At 44.5% G+C, this 15463-nt stretch carries 15 protein-coding genes; 5 read left to right on the plus strand and 10 right to left on the minus strand.

What is annotated here, in order from left to right; all coding sequences use genetic code 11:
* A partial coding sequence (locus KDD36_06210) for a tetratricopeptide repeat protein (protein ID MCB0396225.1) occupies nt 1-1682 on the minus strand: 1682 nt, incomplete at its 3' end.
* 178 nt (nt 1683-1860) lie between these two features.
* Between KDD36_06210 and KDD36_06215 the strand changes: the two genes are divergently transcribed.
* The 3 genes from KDD36_06215 to KDD36_06225 are packed head-to-tail and all read left to right on the plus strand — an operon-like array spanning nt 1861 to nt 3675.
* Nucleotides 1861-2070, plus strand: coding sequence for a hypothetical protein (locus tag KDD36_06215; GenBank protein MCB0396226.1), 210 nt, complete (start codon nt 1861-1863; stop codon nt 2068-2070).
* A gap of 14 nt (nt 2071-2084) precedes the next feature.
* Nucleotides 2085-2774, plus strand: coding sequence for an ATP-binding cassette domain-containing protein (locus KDD36_06220; protein ID MCB0396227.1), 690 nt, complete (start codon nt 2085-2087; stop codon nt 2772-2774).
* Nucleotides 2758-3675, plus strand: a complete 918-nt coding sequence (locus KDD36_06225) for a glycosyltransferase family 2 protein (protein ID MCB0396228.1) — start codon at nt 2758-2760, stop codon at nt 3673-3675. The genes KDD36_06220 and KDD36_06225 overlap by 17 nt, the downstream gene beginning before the upstream one ends.
* On the opposite strand, the gene KDD36_06230 is transcribed toward KDD36_06225, so the two are convergent.
* Entirely contained in the window at nt 3672-4799 is a 1128-nt protein-coding gene (locus tag KDD36_06230) for a glycosyltransferase family 4 protein (GenBank protein ID MCB0396229.1), read from the minus strand. The genes KDD36_06225 and KDD36_06230 overlap by 4 nt on opposite strands.
* Nucleotides 4800-4868: 69 nt before the next feature.
* Between KDD36_06230 and murB the strand changes: the two genes are divergently transcribed.
* Together murB and KDD36_06240 are read left to right on the plus strand one after the other, a co-directional pair.
* On the plus strand, nt 4869-5888 hold the full coding sequence (murB, locus tag KDD36_06235) for a UDP-N-acetylmuramate dehydrogenase (GenBank protein MCB0396230.1): 1020 nt from the start codon (nt 4869-4871) through the stop codon (nt 5886-5888).
* 1 nt (nt 5889) lies between these two features.
* Entirely contained in the window at nt 5890-7080 is a 1191-nt protein-coding gene (locus KDD36_06240) for a glycosyltransferase (GenBank protein MCB0396231.1), read from the plus strand.
* Nucleotides 7081-7087: 7 nt separating this feature from the next.
* Here the strand turns inward: KDD36_06240 and KDD36_06245 are convergent, their stop codons facing one another.
* The 8 genes from KDD36_06245 to KDD36_06280 form a co-directional block, all read right to left on the minus strand.
* Nucleotides 7088-7561, minus strand: a complete 474-nt coding sequence (locus KDD36_06245; GenBank protein MCB0396232.1) for an N-acetyltransferase — start codon at nt 7559-7561, stop codon at nt 7088-7090.
* On the minus strand, nt 7558-8559 hold the full coding sequence (locus tag KDD36_06250; GenBank protein ID MCB0396233.1) for a Gfo/Idh/MocA family oxidoreductase: 1002 nt from the start codon (nt 8557-8559) through the stop codon (nt 7558-7560). Before KDD36_06250 ends, KDD36_06245 begins: the two co-directional genes overlap by 4 nt.
* 14 nt (nt 8560-8573) lie before the next feature.
* Nucleotides 8574-10016, minus strand: a complete 1443-nt coding sequence (locus KDD36_06255) for a sugar transferase (GenBank protein MCB0396234.1) — start codon at nt 10014-10016, stop codon at nt 8574-8576.
* A gap of 75 nt (nt 10017-10091) precedes the next feature.
* A complete protein-coding gene (locus tag KDD36_06260; protein ID MCB0396235.1) occupies nt 10092-11210 on the minus strand; it encodes a DegT/DnrJ/EryC1/StrS family aminotransferase in 1119 nt (372 codons plus the stop codon).
* Complete coding sequence (locus tag KDD36_06265) at nt 11207-12328, minus strand: DegT/DnrJ/EryC1/StrS family aminotransferase (GenBank protein ID MCB0396236.1); 1122 nt, start codon at nt 12326-12328, stop codon at nt 11207-11209. The genes KDD36_06260 and KDD36_06265 overlap by 4 nt, the downstream gene beginning before the upstream one ends.
* 7 nt (nt 12329-12335) lie before the next feature.
* Nucleotides 12336-13262, minus strand: coding sequence for a methionyl-tRNA formyltransferase (locus KDD36_06270; GenBank protein ID MCB0396237.1), 927 nt, complete (start codon nt 13260-13262; stop codon nt 12336-12338).
* Entirely contained in the window at nt 13259-14287 is a 1029-nt protein-coding gene (locus KDD36_06275; protein MCB0396238.1) for a Gfo/Idh/MocA family oxidoreductase, read from the minus strand. Before KDD36_06275 ends, KDD36_06270 begins: the two co-directional genes overlap by 4 nt.
* On the minus strand, nt 14284-15462 hold the full coding sequence (locus KDD36_06280) for a glycosyltransferase family 4 protein (protein ID MCB0396239.1): 1179 nt from the start codon (nt 15460-15462) through the stop codon (nt 14284-14286). The genes KDD36_06275 and KDD36_06280 overlap by 4 nt, the downstream gene beginning before the upstream one ends.
* Between the last annotated feature and the right edge of the window lies 1 nt (nt 15463).

Consider the following 15463-nt stretch of genomic DNA (forward strand, 5'->3'; position numbering starts at 1 on the left):
TAACAATCAGCGATGCGCAGGTATGCATCATTCAGCTTGGAACTGTTTTTAGGACGGGTATCATCCGCATACCTTCTGAACCAGCTGATAGCGTTTGCATAATCTTCCTTCTTATAGTATGCATAGGCAATACCGTAATAACTCAGTGGAAAGATCTTCAGATTAAAAGATGATGGGACAAGGGCAAATTCGCCGTATGCACTGATGGCATCATCGTATTTCCGGAGATGGTAAAATGCTTCTGCCGACCAATACCTCGCCAGCGCTTCGGTCTCATGGTCCTTGTTGTTCTGTATGGACTTCTCAAACATCTTAATGGCATCCTCAAAACGCCGTGATGTAAAATATTCAAGACCGCTATAATAGGTTACCAGCTGGTAAGCCTTTTGCTGTTTATCATCCCAATACTTCATACTCTCCAGAACATCCACGGCACCTGCGTAGTTATGGGTGGTCAGAAAAATGTTCATCATGTACTGGTAAATCTCATCCTTCTTGGGAGAGTTCGGATATTTTTCCAGGTAATCACGGAACGCATATACCGCCCGGTTGAATGGATTATACGAAAGCTCATAGCTTAACTTCGCATAGATATAAAGACTATTCTCCGTGATCTGCGGATCAAACTCCATTCTGGATGCCGCAGAAAAAGCATTCTGGGCATGGGTTTTCTCATTGCCTTTATAGTAAGCATCTCCCATATGGTAATAGGCATACTGGGTCAGCGAATCATTCACGGACACGATTTTCTTCAGGGCTTCCACCGACTTTTCCCAATCACCGTTCTGGTAATATGCATAGCCTAATTGATAGAGATCATCCCTGTTTGCATAGTACGACGCCTCGTGATATTTCTCAAGGTACGGTATGGCTTCCTTGAATCTGTTGGTATGATAATAGGCCTCTCCAAGTAATCTGGCAATTTCAGGTGCCCTCTTGGGTACCGCATTTTCCAGAAGTGGGGTAGCAAAGGCGATCAGTTCTTCATTGCGTCCCTGCAGATAATAGATCTGGCTGATATAATAAGGGACAATCGGTGCAAAGTTCTCATCATTCACGAGAGACAAGAATCCCTGAAGAGCGGTTTCGTTATTGCCCTGGGTATACGCGATGTGCGCATGATAATATGCTGCCAGCGATGCATACCTTGAATCTGAATTCTTGATTTGAAAAAACTGCTGTGAAGCTTCATCAAATTTCTCCAGGGCAAATAAGCTATAGCCATACTTAAAATAGTACTCCGGAATTTCATCACCTGCCAGGTCATACACATCCACCTGAACGAAATTCTCGGCGGCGCTGCGGTATGATTTGGTTTGAAAATGGTAACGTCCCAACTGAAAGGGTACCTTAACAGCCTTGGGATGTTCTGAGTGATCGTATGCGAACCTGGTGATCCGGCTTTCGGCATCTTCGTGGAACAGCTCAATCGCACAAAGCGCATAGTAGTACTCCGCTTCCGTTACGGTTTCATCGAACATATCGCGTGATGCCGCAATCGCACGGGTAAAAGCTTCCTGTGCCGCACCATACTTTTCCTTGCCGTATAGCGCCAGGCCTTCATTGAAATGCCGGCGATCGTCACGAAGTTCTTCAGGCTGCTGGGCATTGATACGCCCGACACAGCCAAACAAAAACAGCACTATCCAAAGTACACCCGCTCTGTTCAAGCCATTGTTCATTAGCCTATAAAGATAATTGAGGTATACCCCTTCCCATTGAAAAGCAAACGGAAGTTTTCAACGAGGTATTGTTATTTAGTGACGTGAGCGATGTTCGTCCAGGAAAATTCTACCCACCCCATCGCGGGGTATTACCCGTCCTGCTAACAGTTAATCACCTAATCACTACATTTGCAAAATGTATATCCTGAAGATCAAAGGCAAAGCCCGCATCCCTGATTATGTTCAGATCCGGGACAATGATTTTACGCTTAAAGCGTATTTCAGGGTAGACCGTCCGGAGAAGGCGCTTGAAAAATGTGGATTGGATCACCTGGAAAAAGAAATCCTGGAGATCATCCAGGCCCTCCCCTTCGGCAAGATCCGGAAACTGGATTTCATCACCTGAAAAATCTATTTGTCATGTCCCTTGACACCATCATATCTATCAAAGAAGGCCTGGTCTATCAACATAACCACCTGGTGTTGTCCAATGTGAACCTTACGGTGGAGAAGGGTGAATTCGTATACCTGATCGGAAAAACCGGAAGCGGAAAAAGCAGTTTGTTGCGCACACTGTATTGTGACCTGCCTCTGGAAGAGGGAGAGGCAGAGATAGCGGGCTTTCAACTTCGCAAAATCAAACGCAGGAAAATACCATTCCTGAGAAGGAAGCTGGGCATCATCTTTCAGGATTTTCAACTGCTATCAGACCGTTCTGTAACAGACAATCTTTTGTTCGTGCTTAAAGCCACCGGCTGGAAGAACAAGCAGGAAATGAATCAGCGCAGTGAGGATGTATTGAATAAAGTTGGAATGGGCACAAAAGGATTTAAATTCCCCCATCAGCTTTCAGGAGGCGAGCAACAACGCATATCCATTGCACGTGCCTTGCTCAATGATCCGGATATGATCCTCGCCGATGAGCCCACAGGAAACCTGGACCCTGCCACTTCAGAGGAGATCCTGCAACTGCTGCTGGAAATCAGTCATTCGGGCAGGGCTGTCCTGATGGCCACCCACGACTACTCCCTGATGGAAAAGTTTCCTTCCAGAACATTGCTTTGTGAGAACGGACAGATCATAGAAAAGACGGTTGGCCAACCCGCATGAAGCGACCGTCATGCTATCCATCCTGATACCCATATTCAATGAGGATTCCCGTGACCTTGTTCACGCCTTGATCAAACAATGCAGCGATGCTGGGATTGCATTCGAGATTCTTTGTTTTGATGATGGTTCTGATGAAATGACCCGTAGTACCAACAGGGAATTAATGACCACCAATAATGTCCGTTATGAAGAAATGCCTGAAAACCTTGGGCGCGCTGCTATACGAAACCAAATGGTCCGGGCATCAACGTACAACCATTTACTGCTTATAGACGGAGATTCCGCCATGGAGGATGACCGCTACATCACAAGATACCTTCCCTGGATCGGCCAGTTTAAGGTGGTCTATGGCGGAAGAACTTATCAACGCGCGCTCCCGGATGATCCCTCATTGCATCTTCACTGGATTTATGGTAGTCAGCGTGAAGCGTTACCCGCCAACCAGCGAAAAGGATATGCACGATTCATGACCAACAACGTGCTGATCCCCAAAAAGGCATTGTTTGAACATCCATTGAATGAAACGCTGAAAGGCTACGGCCATGAAGACACTTTACTGGGCCAGTCACTGGAAGCGGCAGGCATCCCCATCATCCATATAGACAATCCACTTCGCCATGCAGGCCTGGAAAACCGGGATCATTTTCTGCAAAAAACGCGTACCGGAATCCACAATCTTTTGAAGATTCGTAAACTGGGAGCGGATGACCGGGAGATCACACTGTTAATGACGTACCGCAGACTGAAAACCTGGAAAATGGCAGGAGTTGCGAGGTTTATTCTCCGCAGGCTAAAGCCCACCATTCAGCAACGACTTAGCACCAACCAACCCAACCTGTTCTGGTTTGATATGTTTAAACTGCAATACCTTCTGGATATCGTTGGCAAACAAAAGGTTTAATCACCCTTGAGGGCATGGGCGATCACTTCTTTCCATGTATTTTTTTCGTGATCCCATCTCAGTTCCGCTGACGCTTTAACTAAGCCCTGCTTCCATTTGATCTGCTGTTTACGGTCAAAGATCATAGCACGGATCTGACCGGCTAACCTCTCCGGTTCCAGGTCATATGCTAATTCTCCGATTTGATAAGTCTCAACAATGTTCTTCACTTCCACCATAGGAGTAGCCAACACGGGTACACCACATTGAATATAGTCGAAGAGTTTATTGGGCAAGCTGTACCTGTAGTTAAGATTGGTATCCTTGTCCAGGCTGAGCCCCAGGGAAGCATGACAAGTGTAATGCACCAAATCGTTAGCCGGCATCATGTCCAGTATGCGCACATTTTTCTGCAAGGACGGATCATTCCTGACTTTCTCTTTTAACAGGGGAAACACATCTCCACCGCCAATCACTAGCAGAAGGGCATCCGGAATAAATCTGAATGCCTCCACCGCCTCTTCCGCCCCCCGATCCACATTCATCCATGCCCCCTGCAATATAACAATGGGCACATTTTCCGGAAGCCCAAGTTCTGCCCTGCTACGTGGCTTCGAAGGTATCCGGGTATTGGAAACGTTCCTTACAACCGAAAAATCGTAACCATACGTGCGCTTCAATAAGTCTGCGATTGATCCGTTCACCGTGACCCGCGCATGGACTTTGGGTATTGCCTTTCTCTCTATTGCACACCAAACACGTCTTACCATAGGCTTTGCGTGAAGTTCAGGTACACCTGTGAAGAATTCATGGCTATCATATACCCACCGGAACTTTTTCCATTTGGATGCATAGTAGCATGCAAGCAAGGTATCCGCATCATTGGCAATGACAAGGTCAAAATCAGATCGCAGCAGAAAAAAGAACAACCTGATATTATATGTTGCATAAAACAACGGACCCCGTTCGAAAGGCAAACGAAAACGCCGAACGCTAAACAAATCCGCTGACAGTTTTTGACTCTGTTTCTTCATGCGACCGACGATGGTTACCCGCATATCCCTTTCCACCAGAGCAGTTGCATGCCTCTTCACACGCTGGTCGGTCAGCACATCGTTGGTCACACAAAAACAAACTGTGGTCATTTCGTATCGGTTCCGGTTCAATCCTATAAAGAAACAAAGTTATCCGTTATTTTTGCCCATCTTCACCTTATGACCATCGAAGAAAACATAACGCTCAGATCCTACCACACATTTCATTGCGAAAGCAGTGCAAGGTATCTGGCTCGTTGTGCAACAACGGATGATCTGCAATTGGTGCTGGCAGACCAAAAATTCCGGGAGATGCCCATGCTTATACTGGGTGGGGGAAGCAACGTATTGTTCACGTCGGATTTCAATGGGCTTGTTCTGCGCAATGAGCTGAAAGGCATACGGGTAATCCAGGAGGATGATACACACGTCTGGTTGCAAGCCAATGGTGGCGAAGTTTGGAATGATGTCGTAAACCATGCCATTGCCAATGGATGGGGAGGTCTGGAAAATCTTTCCCTGATTCCGGGCAATATAGGCGCCGCCCCCATGCAGAACATCGGAGCATACGGCGTAGAACTGAAGGATGTGTTTCACTCCCTTGAGGCGATTAACCGGGAAGATGGCAGCGTCCAAACATTCAGCCATGCGGATTGTGCCTTTGGTTACAGGGAAAGCGTTTTTAAGAACACCCTGAAAGACTGCTTCATCATCACATCGGTGACATTGAGGCTAACCAAACATCCTGTTGTAAATACTTCGTACGGAGCCATTGAAAAAGAATTGGAAGTCATGGGTATCAATAGCCCAGGCATACGCGAGGTTGGTGAGGCCGTGTGCAGGATACGCCAAAGCAAACTACCGGACCCCGAACACCTTGGAAATGCGGGAAGTTTTTTCAAAAATCCTGTAATTGATAAGAACGAAGCCATTAAACTCGCCGCTGAATTTCCGGAGATGCCTGCTTATCCGCAGGAAGATGGCACCGTAAAACTGGCGGCCGGCTGGCTGATTGAACAATGCGGACTTAAAGGCATTCGGAACGGTGATGCGGGAGTACATGAGAAACAGGCCCTGGTGCTGGTGAACTACGGCCATGCAAAGGGGAAAGAGATTTATCAGCTTTCGGAACACATTCAACAGGTGGTCTCTAGCCGGTTCGGTATTATGCTAAACCGGGAAGTCAACATCATTGGATGACATGAAAAAACGCATGTTGTTTCTGACACATGAGGTTCCCTATCCCGCCGTAAGCGGTGGTACGATAAAGACGTGGAAGTTACTTGAGTATTTTGCATCCAGGTATATCCTTACACTTGTTTGCCTGAACAAGGGCACGAACAAAGACACCGAACAGGAGATGGTGGAGAAGTTACAACCCCATGACTACCTTTCCATCAACCATCAACGATCCCGAAACCTTTTTGCATTGGCAGGAAGTTATTTGACCGGAAGCCCCATGGCCGTTTACCGCAACCACAACAACCGGCTTATGGTTAAGACGCGCGCACTTTGTAAAAATACCGATCTGATATTTGTGGACCACTATGAAATGTTCCAATACGTGGCAAAAGATTGCGCTGCCCCCGTGGTACTTCATGAACATAATGCAGAATTCCTGCTTTGGCAACGCTATGCAGAAAAACAATCAAACCCATTAAAGTCATGGGTATTACAGCGGGAATCTCGCAGGGTGATTGGGGTTGAAAAAACCTATGCACAAAGGGCAGATATGATCCTTGCCGCACCAAATGACACGGATTCTCTCACCACCCAGGGCGTTCCTCATGATAAATTCCGGCCAACTTATCACCTGGGAGACGATACCTTGCTGGAGCAACCACCTGTTGTGTTTCATAACAACGAGAAAGTGGTGCTTTACATCGGCTCATTATGGTGGGAGCCAAATATTGACGGACTGTGCTGGTTTATAGAAAACATTTGGCCGCAAATTGTATCAAAAGACCCGGAGGTTACCCTATGGGTCATCGGAAAAACAAAAGATCAGCGTCTTAAGGAGGTGGTTGCAGGAAAAAAAGGAGTGGTCATCAAGGGCTTCGTGGATGATCTGACCCCTGTATATGCAGCGGCCCGACTGGCCATTGTGCCATTGCGCTTTGGAAGTGGAATGAAAGTAAAAGTGTTGAATTTCCTTTACCGCGGTCTGCCGGTTGTAACAACAACTATAGGCACCGAAGGCATAGAACTACAGAACAACAAAGACGTTATCATTCCCGAAGGAGATGAAGACTGGAGCAGGCAGATATTAAAGCTGGTCAATGATCCCGAGCTCTGCAGCCGGATCGGGCAGGCAGGCAGGGAACTGGCTGAACGGAAGTACACCTGGAAAAAACATCTGCATGATCTGCAAAGTTTTCTTGGTCAACTATAGCAAATTGTTACCGTTTTATACGCGCCGGATTACCGGCAACAACAGCTCCTGCGGGAACATCTTTTGTCACTACCGCTCCTGCACCTATCATCGCATTTTCTCCTATCGTCACACCGCACAATATCGTAACTCCTGACCCTATAGACACCCGATCTTTAACAATGGTCTCGATAACGGCCCAGTCCTCTTCTGTTTGCAGAGAACCATCTTCATTGACCGCTCTGGGATAGCGGTCATTAATGAAGATCACACCATGACCAACGAAAACATCATCTCCAATATGAACCCCTTCACAAATGAAGGAATGTGAAGATACTTTACAATTCTTCCCTACAGATGCATTTTTCTGAATCTCGACGAACGCTCCTATTTTTGTGTTGTCCCCAATACGACAACCATAAAGATTCACAAAACGAAATATCCGGACATCCTTACCCAGTTGAACATCATCGGCAATAGCCTGAAACATATTCTCATTCATATCTCTACAACGGTTCCTCTGTTTTTTATTGACCACTGGGTCGCTTCCAGTATCTTCACTACATTCAGCCCATCACGCCCACTGGTGATCGGGTTTCGTTTGCCATCCACGGCATCCACAAATTCCTGCAACATAGCCTGCAAGGCCTCTACATTATCCAGTGCTGGTGAGTACATATCTCCCCAACGATACTTAATCAACATCTTGTATTCATCCTCTTTGGTCTTAACATCAATGCCTTTATTGTATACTTTGATCTTTTCCGAATTCTCCATATCATCGTACACGACCATTTTCTTAGAGCCTGCAAGTAGTGTTTTTCTCAGTTTCAGAGGAGATAGCCAATTCAAGTGGAAATGTGCGGTGAGGTTATCACCGAAATCAATATGCACATAAGCTACGTCTTCCAGCCCCTTACCTACGTGATCACCTCCCATGGCCTGAACCGTTTTAGGCTCTCTGCCAATCAGGTAATTCATGATTGAAAAGTCATGGGGAGCCAGATCCCATATAACGTTCACGTCCCTTTGAAACAGACCGAGGTTTACCCTAACCGAATCGTAATAATACAATTCACCTAATTCACCTGAATCTATAAGTTCCTTAATCTTCCTGACTGCGGATGTATAAATAAAAGTATGATCCACCATCGTGATGAGTCCCTTCCTATCAGCCAACTCCAGGATCTCTTCCGCCTCAGCCACTGAAGACATAAAGGGTTTTTCCACCAGGATATTCTTCCCATGATTGAGCGCCTCTTTGGCCAGGCCATAGTGTGTTTCCACTGGGGTTACAATAGCAACCGAATCAATCTCATCAGCACCAAGAATATCTTCAAGTTTATTGCAACATATGACGGAGTCAAATGTCTTCTTCATTTTTTGAAGGCGTGACTCATCCCGATCAAAACAGTACACCTTGTGAATGTGATCATTCATGATCGCATTTCTCACAAGGTTGGGGCCCCAATAACCCAAGCCAATAATTCCGATATTCATTATTCTAATGTAAGTTATTCACCACCCTTACCCAGAACCATAACGGGGATTGTACGCAAGATTAACTTAAGGTCAACCCAGGGCGTGAAGTTTTGATTATAATATATATCCATCAGGACAGAATCCTCAAAATCTACCTTACTGCGACCGGAGACCTGCCAGATTCCGGTACATCCCGGAATTGATTTCAGTCGCAGTTTCTGCCAGTCCTCATAAATTTTCCATTCACCAGGGACACATGGGCGAGGTCCGACCAAGCTCATATTACCCAACAGTACATTCACTAACTGAGGAAGTTCATCAAGACTGAATTTTCTTATGATTGCACCAACCGGTGTAATATTACTTTTATTTACCACCTTGGTAGATCCTGTTTCCGGACTATAATCGCCCTTGATGAAATCAGCTACCTTCTGACTACGCAGCGGATCTTTGTCACTATTTACATACATGGACCGGAACTTATAGAAATAGAAGGGTTTACCATCCTTTCCGATTCTAACCTGCTTATAAATAATGGGGCCTTTGGACGTAAGCAATACAGCCATGCCGATCACCAGAAAGAGCGGTGAAAAAAGGAAGATGGCTACAAGTGCGAAAGCGATATCAAACAATCTCTTTGTATAGTGCAGGAACCGGTTATCATCATGAGATGCAAAGCGAACCAATCCCAACTCATCATAGTAATCTATTTCCAGATGGTCATATAGAACCTGCAGGTATTGTGAATTAACGTGGATAGGAATGTTACTATCCTGAAACCTTCCAAATATCTCAAAAAAGCGGCTCCTGCTTAGATTATCAATTGCAAGAATAAAATAATCCACTTTGTGTTCCTTTCTGACAGCTTCAATATCCTCAATAGATCCGAGATAGTCCAATCCATTAAAGCTTTCCGTGTTCCCATTGTCATCCACATATCCCACAACGTTCTTAAATCTGATATTCTTATCAAACAAATCCACCAGCTTTCTTGCAATGGCACCGGAACCTATGACAACTACCCTATCGGACAACCTCACATTTCCTTTAAGAACATCCACCAACGGTATTCTAATAAGGAACAGCAAAATGTTCATGACGAGAAATAGCACCAGATAAAATAACCGTGAACTGATCTGAATGTCCTTCAATAGAAATTGTAACAAAATATAACCTACTATAAGGAAAATCGATGTTTTGAAAAGCAGGAAATAATGCCTTCCCTGATTAACAATATTCTGAATCTTATACAAGTTCGCGTACTGATAATATAATACGACCCCAAGTGAATATAGAGCAAATAGCTTCCATTCGGGTACAGGAGTGATATATCTCGCGTACGCTTCAAACTCAGTTCCTTTGAAAAAGGATATTAAATAAACGGAAAGAAAGAATGCGGTGTTAAGAACCAACAAATCCACAAGTGCCAGGAACCACTTGTACTTGGGGTATGATTTAAATATATTGTGAACCATACGTGAATGATTATCTGGGCTTATACAAACATTAAGCCAAAAAGTTACCAATCTTAAAGAAAGAGAAGCTAAAATTTAGATTGTGGCCTTTTGTGTAGCAAATAATCGTACATTTTCTGAAACATATTGTACCTGTTCCGTGGTCATTTCCGGAAACATAGGCAATGACAGACAACGGTCGGCCAATTGCTCGGTAACGGGGAAGTCACCTTTTCTATAGCCCAAAGATTGAAAACATTTTTGCATATGAATGGGTATAGGATAATGTAATCCACTGACAATCCCCTTTCCATCCAGATAATTTTTCATACCGTCCCTATCCTCGGTCTGGATGACATACAAATGATAAACGTGTCTGCCACCTGCCGTTTCGGTAGGGAGAAATATCCCATCCAGATTGTTAAGGTTCTCATTATACTTGTCTGCAATCATTCTCCGCATTCTGGTCCATTCCTCCAGATACTTCAATTTTACTCCCAAAACCGCACCCTGAATGGCTTCCATTCTATAATTATGTCCATAGGAATGATGATGATACTTCTTGGCCTGTCCCTGATCTCTGATCATCTTCACCTTAACCGCCAACTCATCATTGTTTGTAAGCACCGCACCACCTTCCCCATATGCACCCAAATTTTTTCCGGGGTAAAAACTAAAGGACGATATTTCCCCCAGCCCACCAACCATCTGCCCCTTAAACTGTGCCAGATGAGCCTGTGCAGCATCTTCAATAAGAAAAATATTATTCGCAACAGCCAGGTCTCTTAAGCCATCCATATTTGCCGGATTACCGTACAAGTGTACTGCTATAATGGCCCGGGTTTTCGTGGTAATGGCCTTTTCTACCATTGCAGGGTCTATGTTATATGTAAGGGGATCGCAATCCACAAAAACCGGTGTAGCACCGGTCAGTGTAATTCCCCATGCCGTTGCAATAAAAGTATTTGCCGGCATGATCACTTCATCACCAGGTCCAACTCCCAGAGCCCAAAGCGCAAGATGGTTGCCATCTGTGCCCGAACTCACACCAATGGCATGCTTGGCTTGATGTGCTTCCGCAAACCGTGCTTCAAACGCTTCTACTTTTGGGCCCAGAATATATCCGGCTGTATCCAGCACTTCCTGGATCTCTTTATTAATTTCTTCTTTTACGGATTGATAATTCAGTCGAAGGTCTAAAAAAGGTACTTTCATGGGGCTTCTTTTGTGAGGGGTTTAACAGCGGCGTTGAGGTGTGTAGCAACATATTCTACCTGCATCTGGGTAAGCTCAGGATAGATTGGTAAGGATAGTATTTCATCAGCAAGTTTGTGTGCTACGGGAAAATCAGCTGATATATGATTCAAGTGTTTGTAGGCATTTAAAAATGGGAGAGCAATCGGATAGTGAATCCCTGCCTGAATACCCTTATGCGCAAGCTCTTTCAGAATATCCGCACGTCTGTGCACACGTACTACAAATAGGTGATATACATGACGAACATTTTCTAAAGGAAGGGTATAACGATATTGCTTGGCATCCAGCAGTTCCCGGTATTTTGCTGCTATAGCAATTCTTTTCTCCAGCCAACTATCTAGGTATTTTAGCTTCACATTCAAAACGGCCGCTTGTAGACCATCCATTCTGCTGTTGACACCTTCCATATCATGATCGTACTTGGCGGACCGGCCATGATTCGCATACTTGGCAATAAATTCTGCCAGATTCTTGCGGTTCGTAACAACAGCACCTGCATCTCCGTATGCTCCCAGGTTCTTTCCGGGATAGAAGCTGAAAGTAGCCACATCACTCATGGTTCCTACACTTCGCTCTCCCAATTTAGCGCCATGTGCCTGCGAGGCATCTTCTATCAAAAAAAGACCATGCTTCTCTGCAATTGCAGCCAACTCTTTCATGGGACCAGGCATTCCGTACAAGTGAACGGCAATGATGGCTTTGGTATTTGACGTGACAGCCGCCTCAACAAGGGTGCTGTCAAGATTATAGGTAGCTTCATCACAATCTACAAATACAGGACGCCCACCCACACAAGTAACGGCTTCCGAGGTAGCGATAAAGGAATTCGCCGGTACAATCACTTCATGCCCGGGACCTATTCCCAGCCCTTTCAGAGCAAGAACAAGGGCATCTGTTCCATTTCCGCAGCTTATACAATGATTGACCCCAACATACTTTGCAAAACCTTCTTCAAATATCCTTACCTGTTCTCCTCCAATGAAAGCGGTATTGGAGAGTACATTATCGATGGCAGACCTCACTTCCGTGCGAACCTGATCATACTGCGCTTTCAAATCCACCAAAGGAATATTCATGGTCATCTTATCTTCCGAAAATTGTATCCTGACTTACCTTATAATCATCAATTAATTGGGCGACACTCACCTGCTGTGCTTTTTCATCACTGCATGTGATCAGTTTCACCCATCCGTCGCGGACTTTCACTTCTATTTCATTATCGCGTATATTGCAAAGACCACATGTACCGTAAATATCTCTATTCGCAGATGACACTACCTTATCTACGTACAATTTCTTCCCATTCACAAACGTGAATGGTCCCCTGAATGGTGGGAAGTAGAGTGCCCTCACATAATTACATACCTCTTTGACAGACCAGCTAAAATTTACAACACCACCATATGGGTAGTCCCGGTTATGATACAATTTACGCGATTCATCCTGTGGTATTCTTCCTGCTGTACCTGCAAGCAATGCCGGCCAGGTTTCTTTAAGCAATTGAATACCATACTCCTCACATCTATTATAAAGATCTTGCCCTGAGTCATTTTCTTCAATAGGCACAGTAATCTGACCAATAATCTCTCCATTATCCACACCTGGTTTCATGTAGTGCATGGTTACACCATGACTGGTTTCGCCGTTAATGATCGCCCAGGCACCTGGGTAGGAACCCCGGTATCGCGGAAGGGGGGCAAAATGCATATTCACGGAACCCAGAGGTGGTATTGATAACAAATCTTTCTTGTATATTTTGGGATAGAAGGCCGTCAGCATGATATCGGGCTGCAGGGCAGCTATCTGACCAACCACCTCGGCATCATTTATTTGCTCTGGCATCATCAGCGGAAGGTTCAGTTCGCGTGCCAGTGAAGCTACGGAAGGATACCATTGCTTATCCAGGTCATCCCATCTGGCAACAACACCACAGATATCAGCACCCTGCTCATGTAGAAGGCGCAGTGCTCTATACCCAAGGCCCTTACTACCAACAAACAGTATTCTCATAACATCCCTACTTTTACTCTTTTGCCAGCACCTTCGTAAATCTTTTCAATGATCTGCACTGTCTTAAGCCCTTCGAGATGACTGGTAGTGACAGATGCATTTCCCTGCAATACATCAACTACGTTTTCAATCACTTTATCGTGATTAGACATTGAACCCTGATAGCTACCATAGTCATTTGCCTTTGCTGAAGTCTCCGCAACTTGTAAATCGCTGCTTTCCATATTCTGATATTCCAACACATTCAGGTATTGCCCACCCACTTTTACCGTGCCTTTCTCTGCAAAAATAGTAATGGAACCTTCCATGTTTTTACGGTAGCTGTTCACTGTATAGTGTATGGTTCCCAGTGCACCATTGGAAAACTCAAATGCAACCACGCCGGTATCCTCAAACTCAACGAAATCCTCATGTGCGAAATTTTCAATCATCGCAAAAACTTTTCGGACATCTCCGATCAACCAATAGAGCAGATCAATGAAGTGGCTGAACTGGGTAAACAATGTTCCTCCATCAAGGTCCTTTTTTCCCTTCCAGTCGGAGGATTTATAATAATCTTCATTTCTATTCCAAAAGCAGTTGAGTTGCACACTGTATATCTTCCCGAGTTTACCGCTCTGAATAGCTTCCTTCAGCGCAACAATAGGTGGATTATACCTATTCTGCTTTACAACAAACAACCGTTTGTTCGCCTTTTCCGCCTCCTGTATCATCCACTCACAATCCTCCACTGAAATAGCCATAGGTTTTTCACACAATACATTGACACCGGACTGCAAAGCTGCTACCGAATGTGAGGCGTGTAAACCATTGGGTGTGCAGATTGATACAATATCCAATCCTGGCTGAGACAACATCTCGTCTATATTCTGATATACCTTACAGCCATGCTGCAGGCCGATCTCCTGTGCCTTAGCGATATTGGCATCACACACTGCAACCAACTCCGCATAGTGAGCTATATGCTCGGCATGCCTTAATCCTATCCTGCCACAACCAACAATTCCGAATTTTATTTTTTTCATTCGTTATTTATCAAATTTTCCAGTAGTGTGATGTACTTCCGCTTTTCGTTATTCCACAGAAAGCGATTTCTTATGGTTAATACATGATTCCGCCCATGATCCAGCAAATCCTTATCCTCAATAAAGGCATTAAACCAATGATTCAGCGTTTCCGGTTTTTCCGGATCATAATAGAAGCAATCTTCCTCTGTAAAATAATATCCGATCGGGCTATTACGAATAGTCAACACAGGTAATCCCACTGATATATATTCCATCATTTTCAACGGCAACATGTGTTGTGTTCCAGAAGAGAGGATATAACTTACAAGTCCCACATCAAATCCCCCGATAATAACGGAAAGTTTATCAACACTATAAAACCGATTCTCGAAATCAACTACGTCCCCTGCATTATTCACAGCAATAAACTCCTTCAAACTGTCACTATAATCTCCTTCACCTATTATCTTCAACGTATATCTTGATCTATATTTATTTTGCATTAAAGTTTTGATAACATTCTGTAAACCAAACCTTTCAGCAATTGTACCGTGAAAAAGTATTTTTATTTTGTCTCCTTCGGGCTTATAATTCTCGCGAAGGGGGAATTTTTTTTCGTCTGCAAAGTTAGCAATAACTGTGATTTTTTGCTCAGGAATACCATGTGCCACAAGAATTTCATCCTTCATGGGCTGGTGAACGGTAATCACCTTATTTGCAAAGCTGGCACTCAAACGTTCCTGCCATAAAAGCAAACGGTACTTCCATCCCTTTCCCTCCTCAAATTTGGATTCGAACGTTGTAGGCATCGGATCATGAATATCCAATACCAGTTTCGCACCGAATATTTTGGGGAAGAAGCCCACAAAAATCATGAAATCCGGCATATTATTCACATGAATCACCTTGTATCTTCGAGGTCTGACAGAAAACAGTATCAAACAACGAAAAAGAAACTCAAGATACGAAAGCATGTAACGTACATTGCTGTTCCCCCGGTATCGTTTCATATTCAAGTGGATTACCCGCACACCATTAATGCTTTCTACTTTTGGATCTCCTTCTCTTTTGAGTGCGTAAAAATCAATCGGGTAGCCCGCAGACACCATTGCTTCTGCTTCTCTTATCACCCTCGGATCTGTGGCATAGTTGGTATATGCCACCATCGCTATGCTTGCTTTCCTATCATTCATG

The organism is Flavobacteriales bacterium (assembly GCA_020435415.1).
In the GTDB taxonomy this organism is placed as follows: domain Bacteria; phylum Bacteroidota; class Bacteroidia; order JACJYZ01; family JACJYZ01; genus JACJYZ01.

Coding starts and splice junctions, on each gene's coding strand:
- KDD36_06215 (MCB0396226.1), top strand. CDS start 1,861: ATGTATATCCTGAAGATCAAAGGCAAAGCCCGCATCCCTGATTATGTT.
- KDD36_06220 (MCB0396227.1), top strand. CDS start 2,085: ATGTCCCTTGACACCATCATATCTATCAAAGAAGGCCTGGTCTATCAA.
- KDD36_06230 (MCB0396229.1), bottom strand. CDS start 4,799: ATGACCACAGTTTGTTTTTGTGTGACCAACGATGTGCTGACCGACCAG.
- murB (MCB0396230.1), top strand. CDS start 4,869: ATGACCATCGAAGAAAACATAACGCTCAGATCCTACCACACATTTCAT.
- KDD36_06240 (MCB0396231.1), top strand. CDS start 5,890: ATGAAAAAACGCATGTTGTTTCTGACACATGAGGTTCCCTATCCCGCC.
- KDD36_06245 (MCB0396232.1), bottom strand. CDS start 7,561: ATGAATGAGAATATGTTTCAGGCTATTGCCGATGATGTTCAACTGGGT.
- KDD36_06250 (MCB0396233.1), bottom strand. CDS start 8,559: ATGAATATCGGAATTATTGGCTTGGGTTATTGGGGCCCCAACCTTGTG.
- KDD36_06255 (MCB0396234.1), bottom strand. CDS start 10,016: ATGGTTCACAATATATTTAAATCATACCCCAAGTACAAGTGGTTCCTG.
- KDD36_06260 (MCB0396235.1), bottom strand. CDS start 11,210: ATGAAAGTACCTTTTTTAGACCTTCGACTGAATTATCAATCCGTAAAA.
- KDD36_06265 (MCB0396236.1), bottom strand. CDS start 12,328: ATGAATATTCCTTTGGTGGATTTGAAAGCGCAGTATGATCAGGTTCGC.
- KDD36_06270 (MCB0396237.1), bottom strand. CDS start 13,262: ATGAGAATACTGTTTGTTGGTAGTAAGGGCCTTGGGTATAGAGCACTG.
- KDD36_06275 (MCB0396238.1), bottom strand. CDS start 14,287: ATGAAAAAAATAAAATTCGGAATTGTTGGTTGTGGCAGGATAGGATTA.
- KDD36_06280 (MCB0396239.1), bottom strand. CDS start 15,462: ATGAATGATAGGAAAGCAAGCATAGCGATGGTGGCATATACCAACTAT.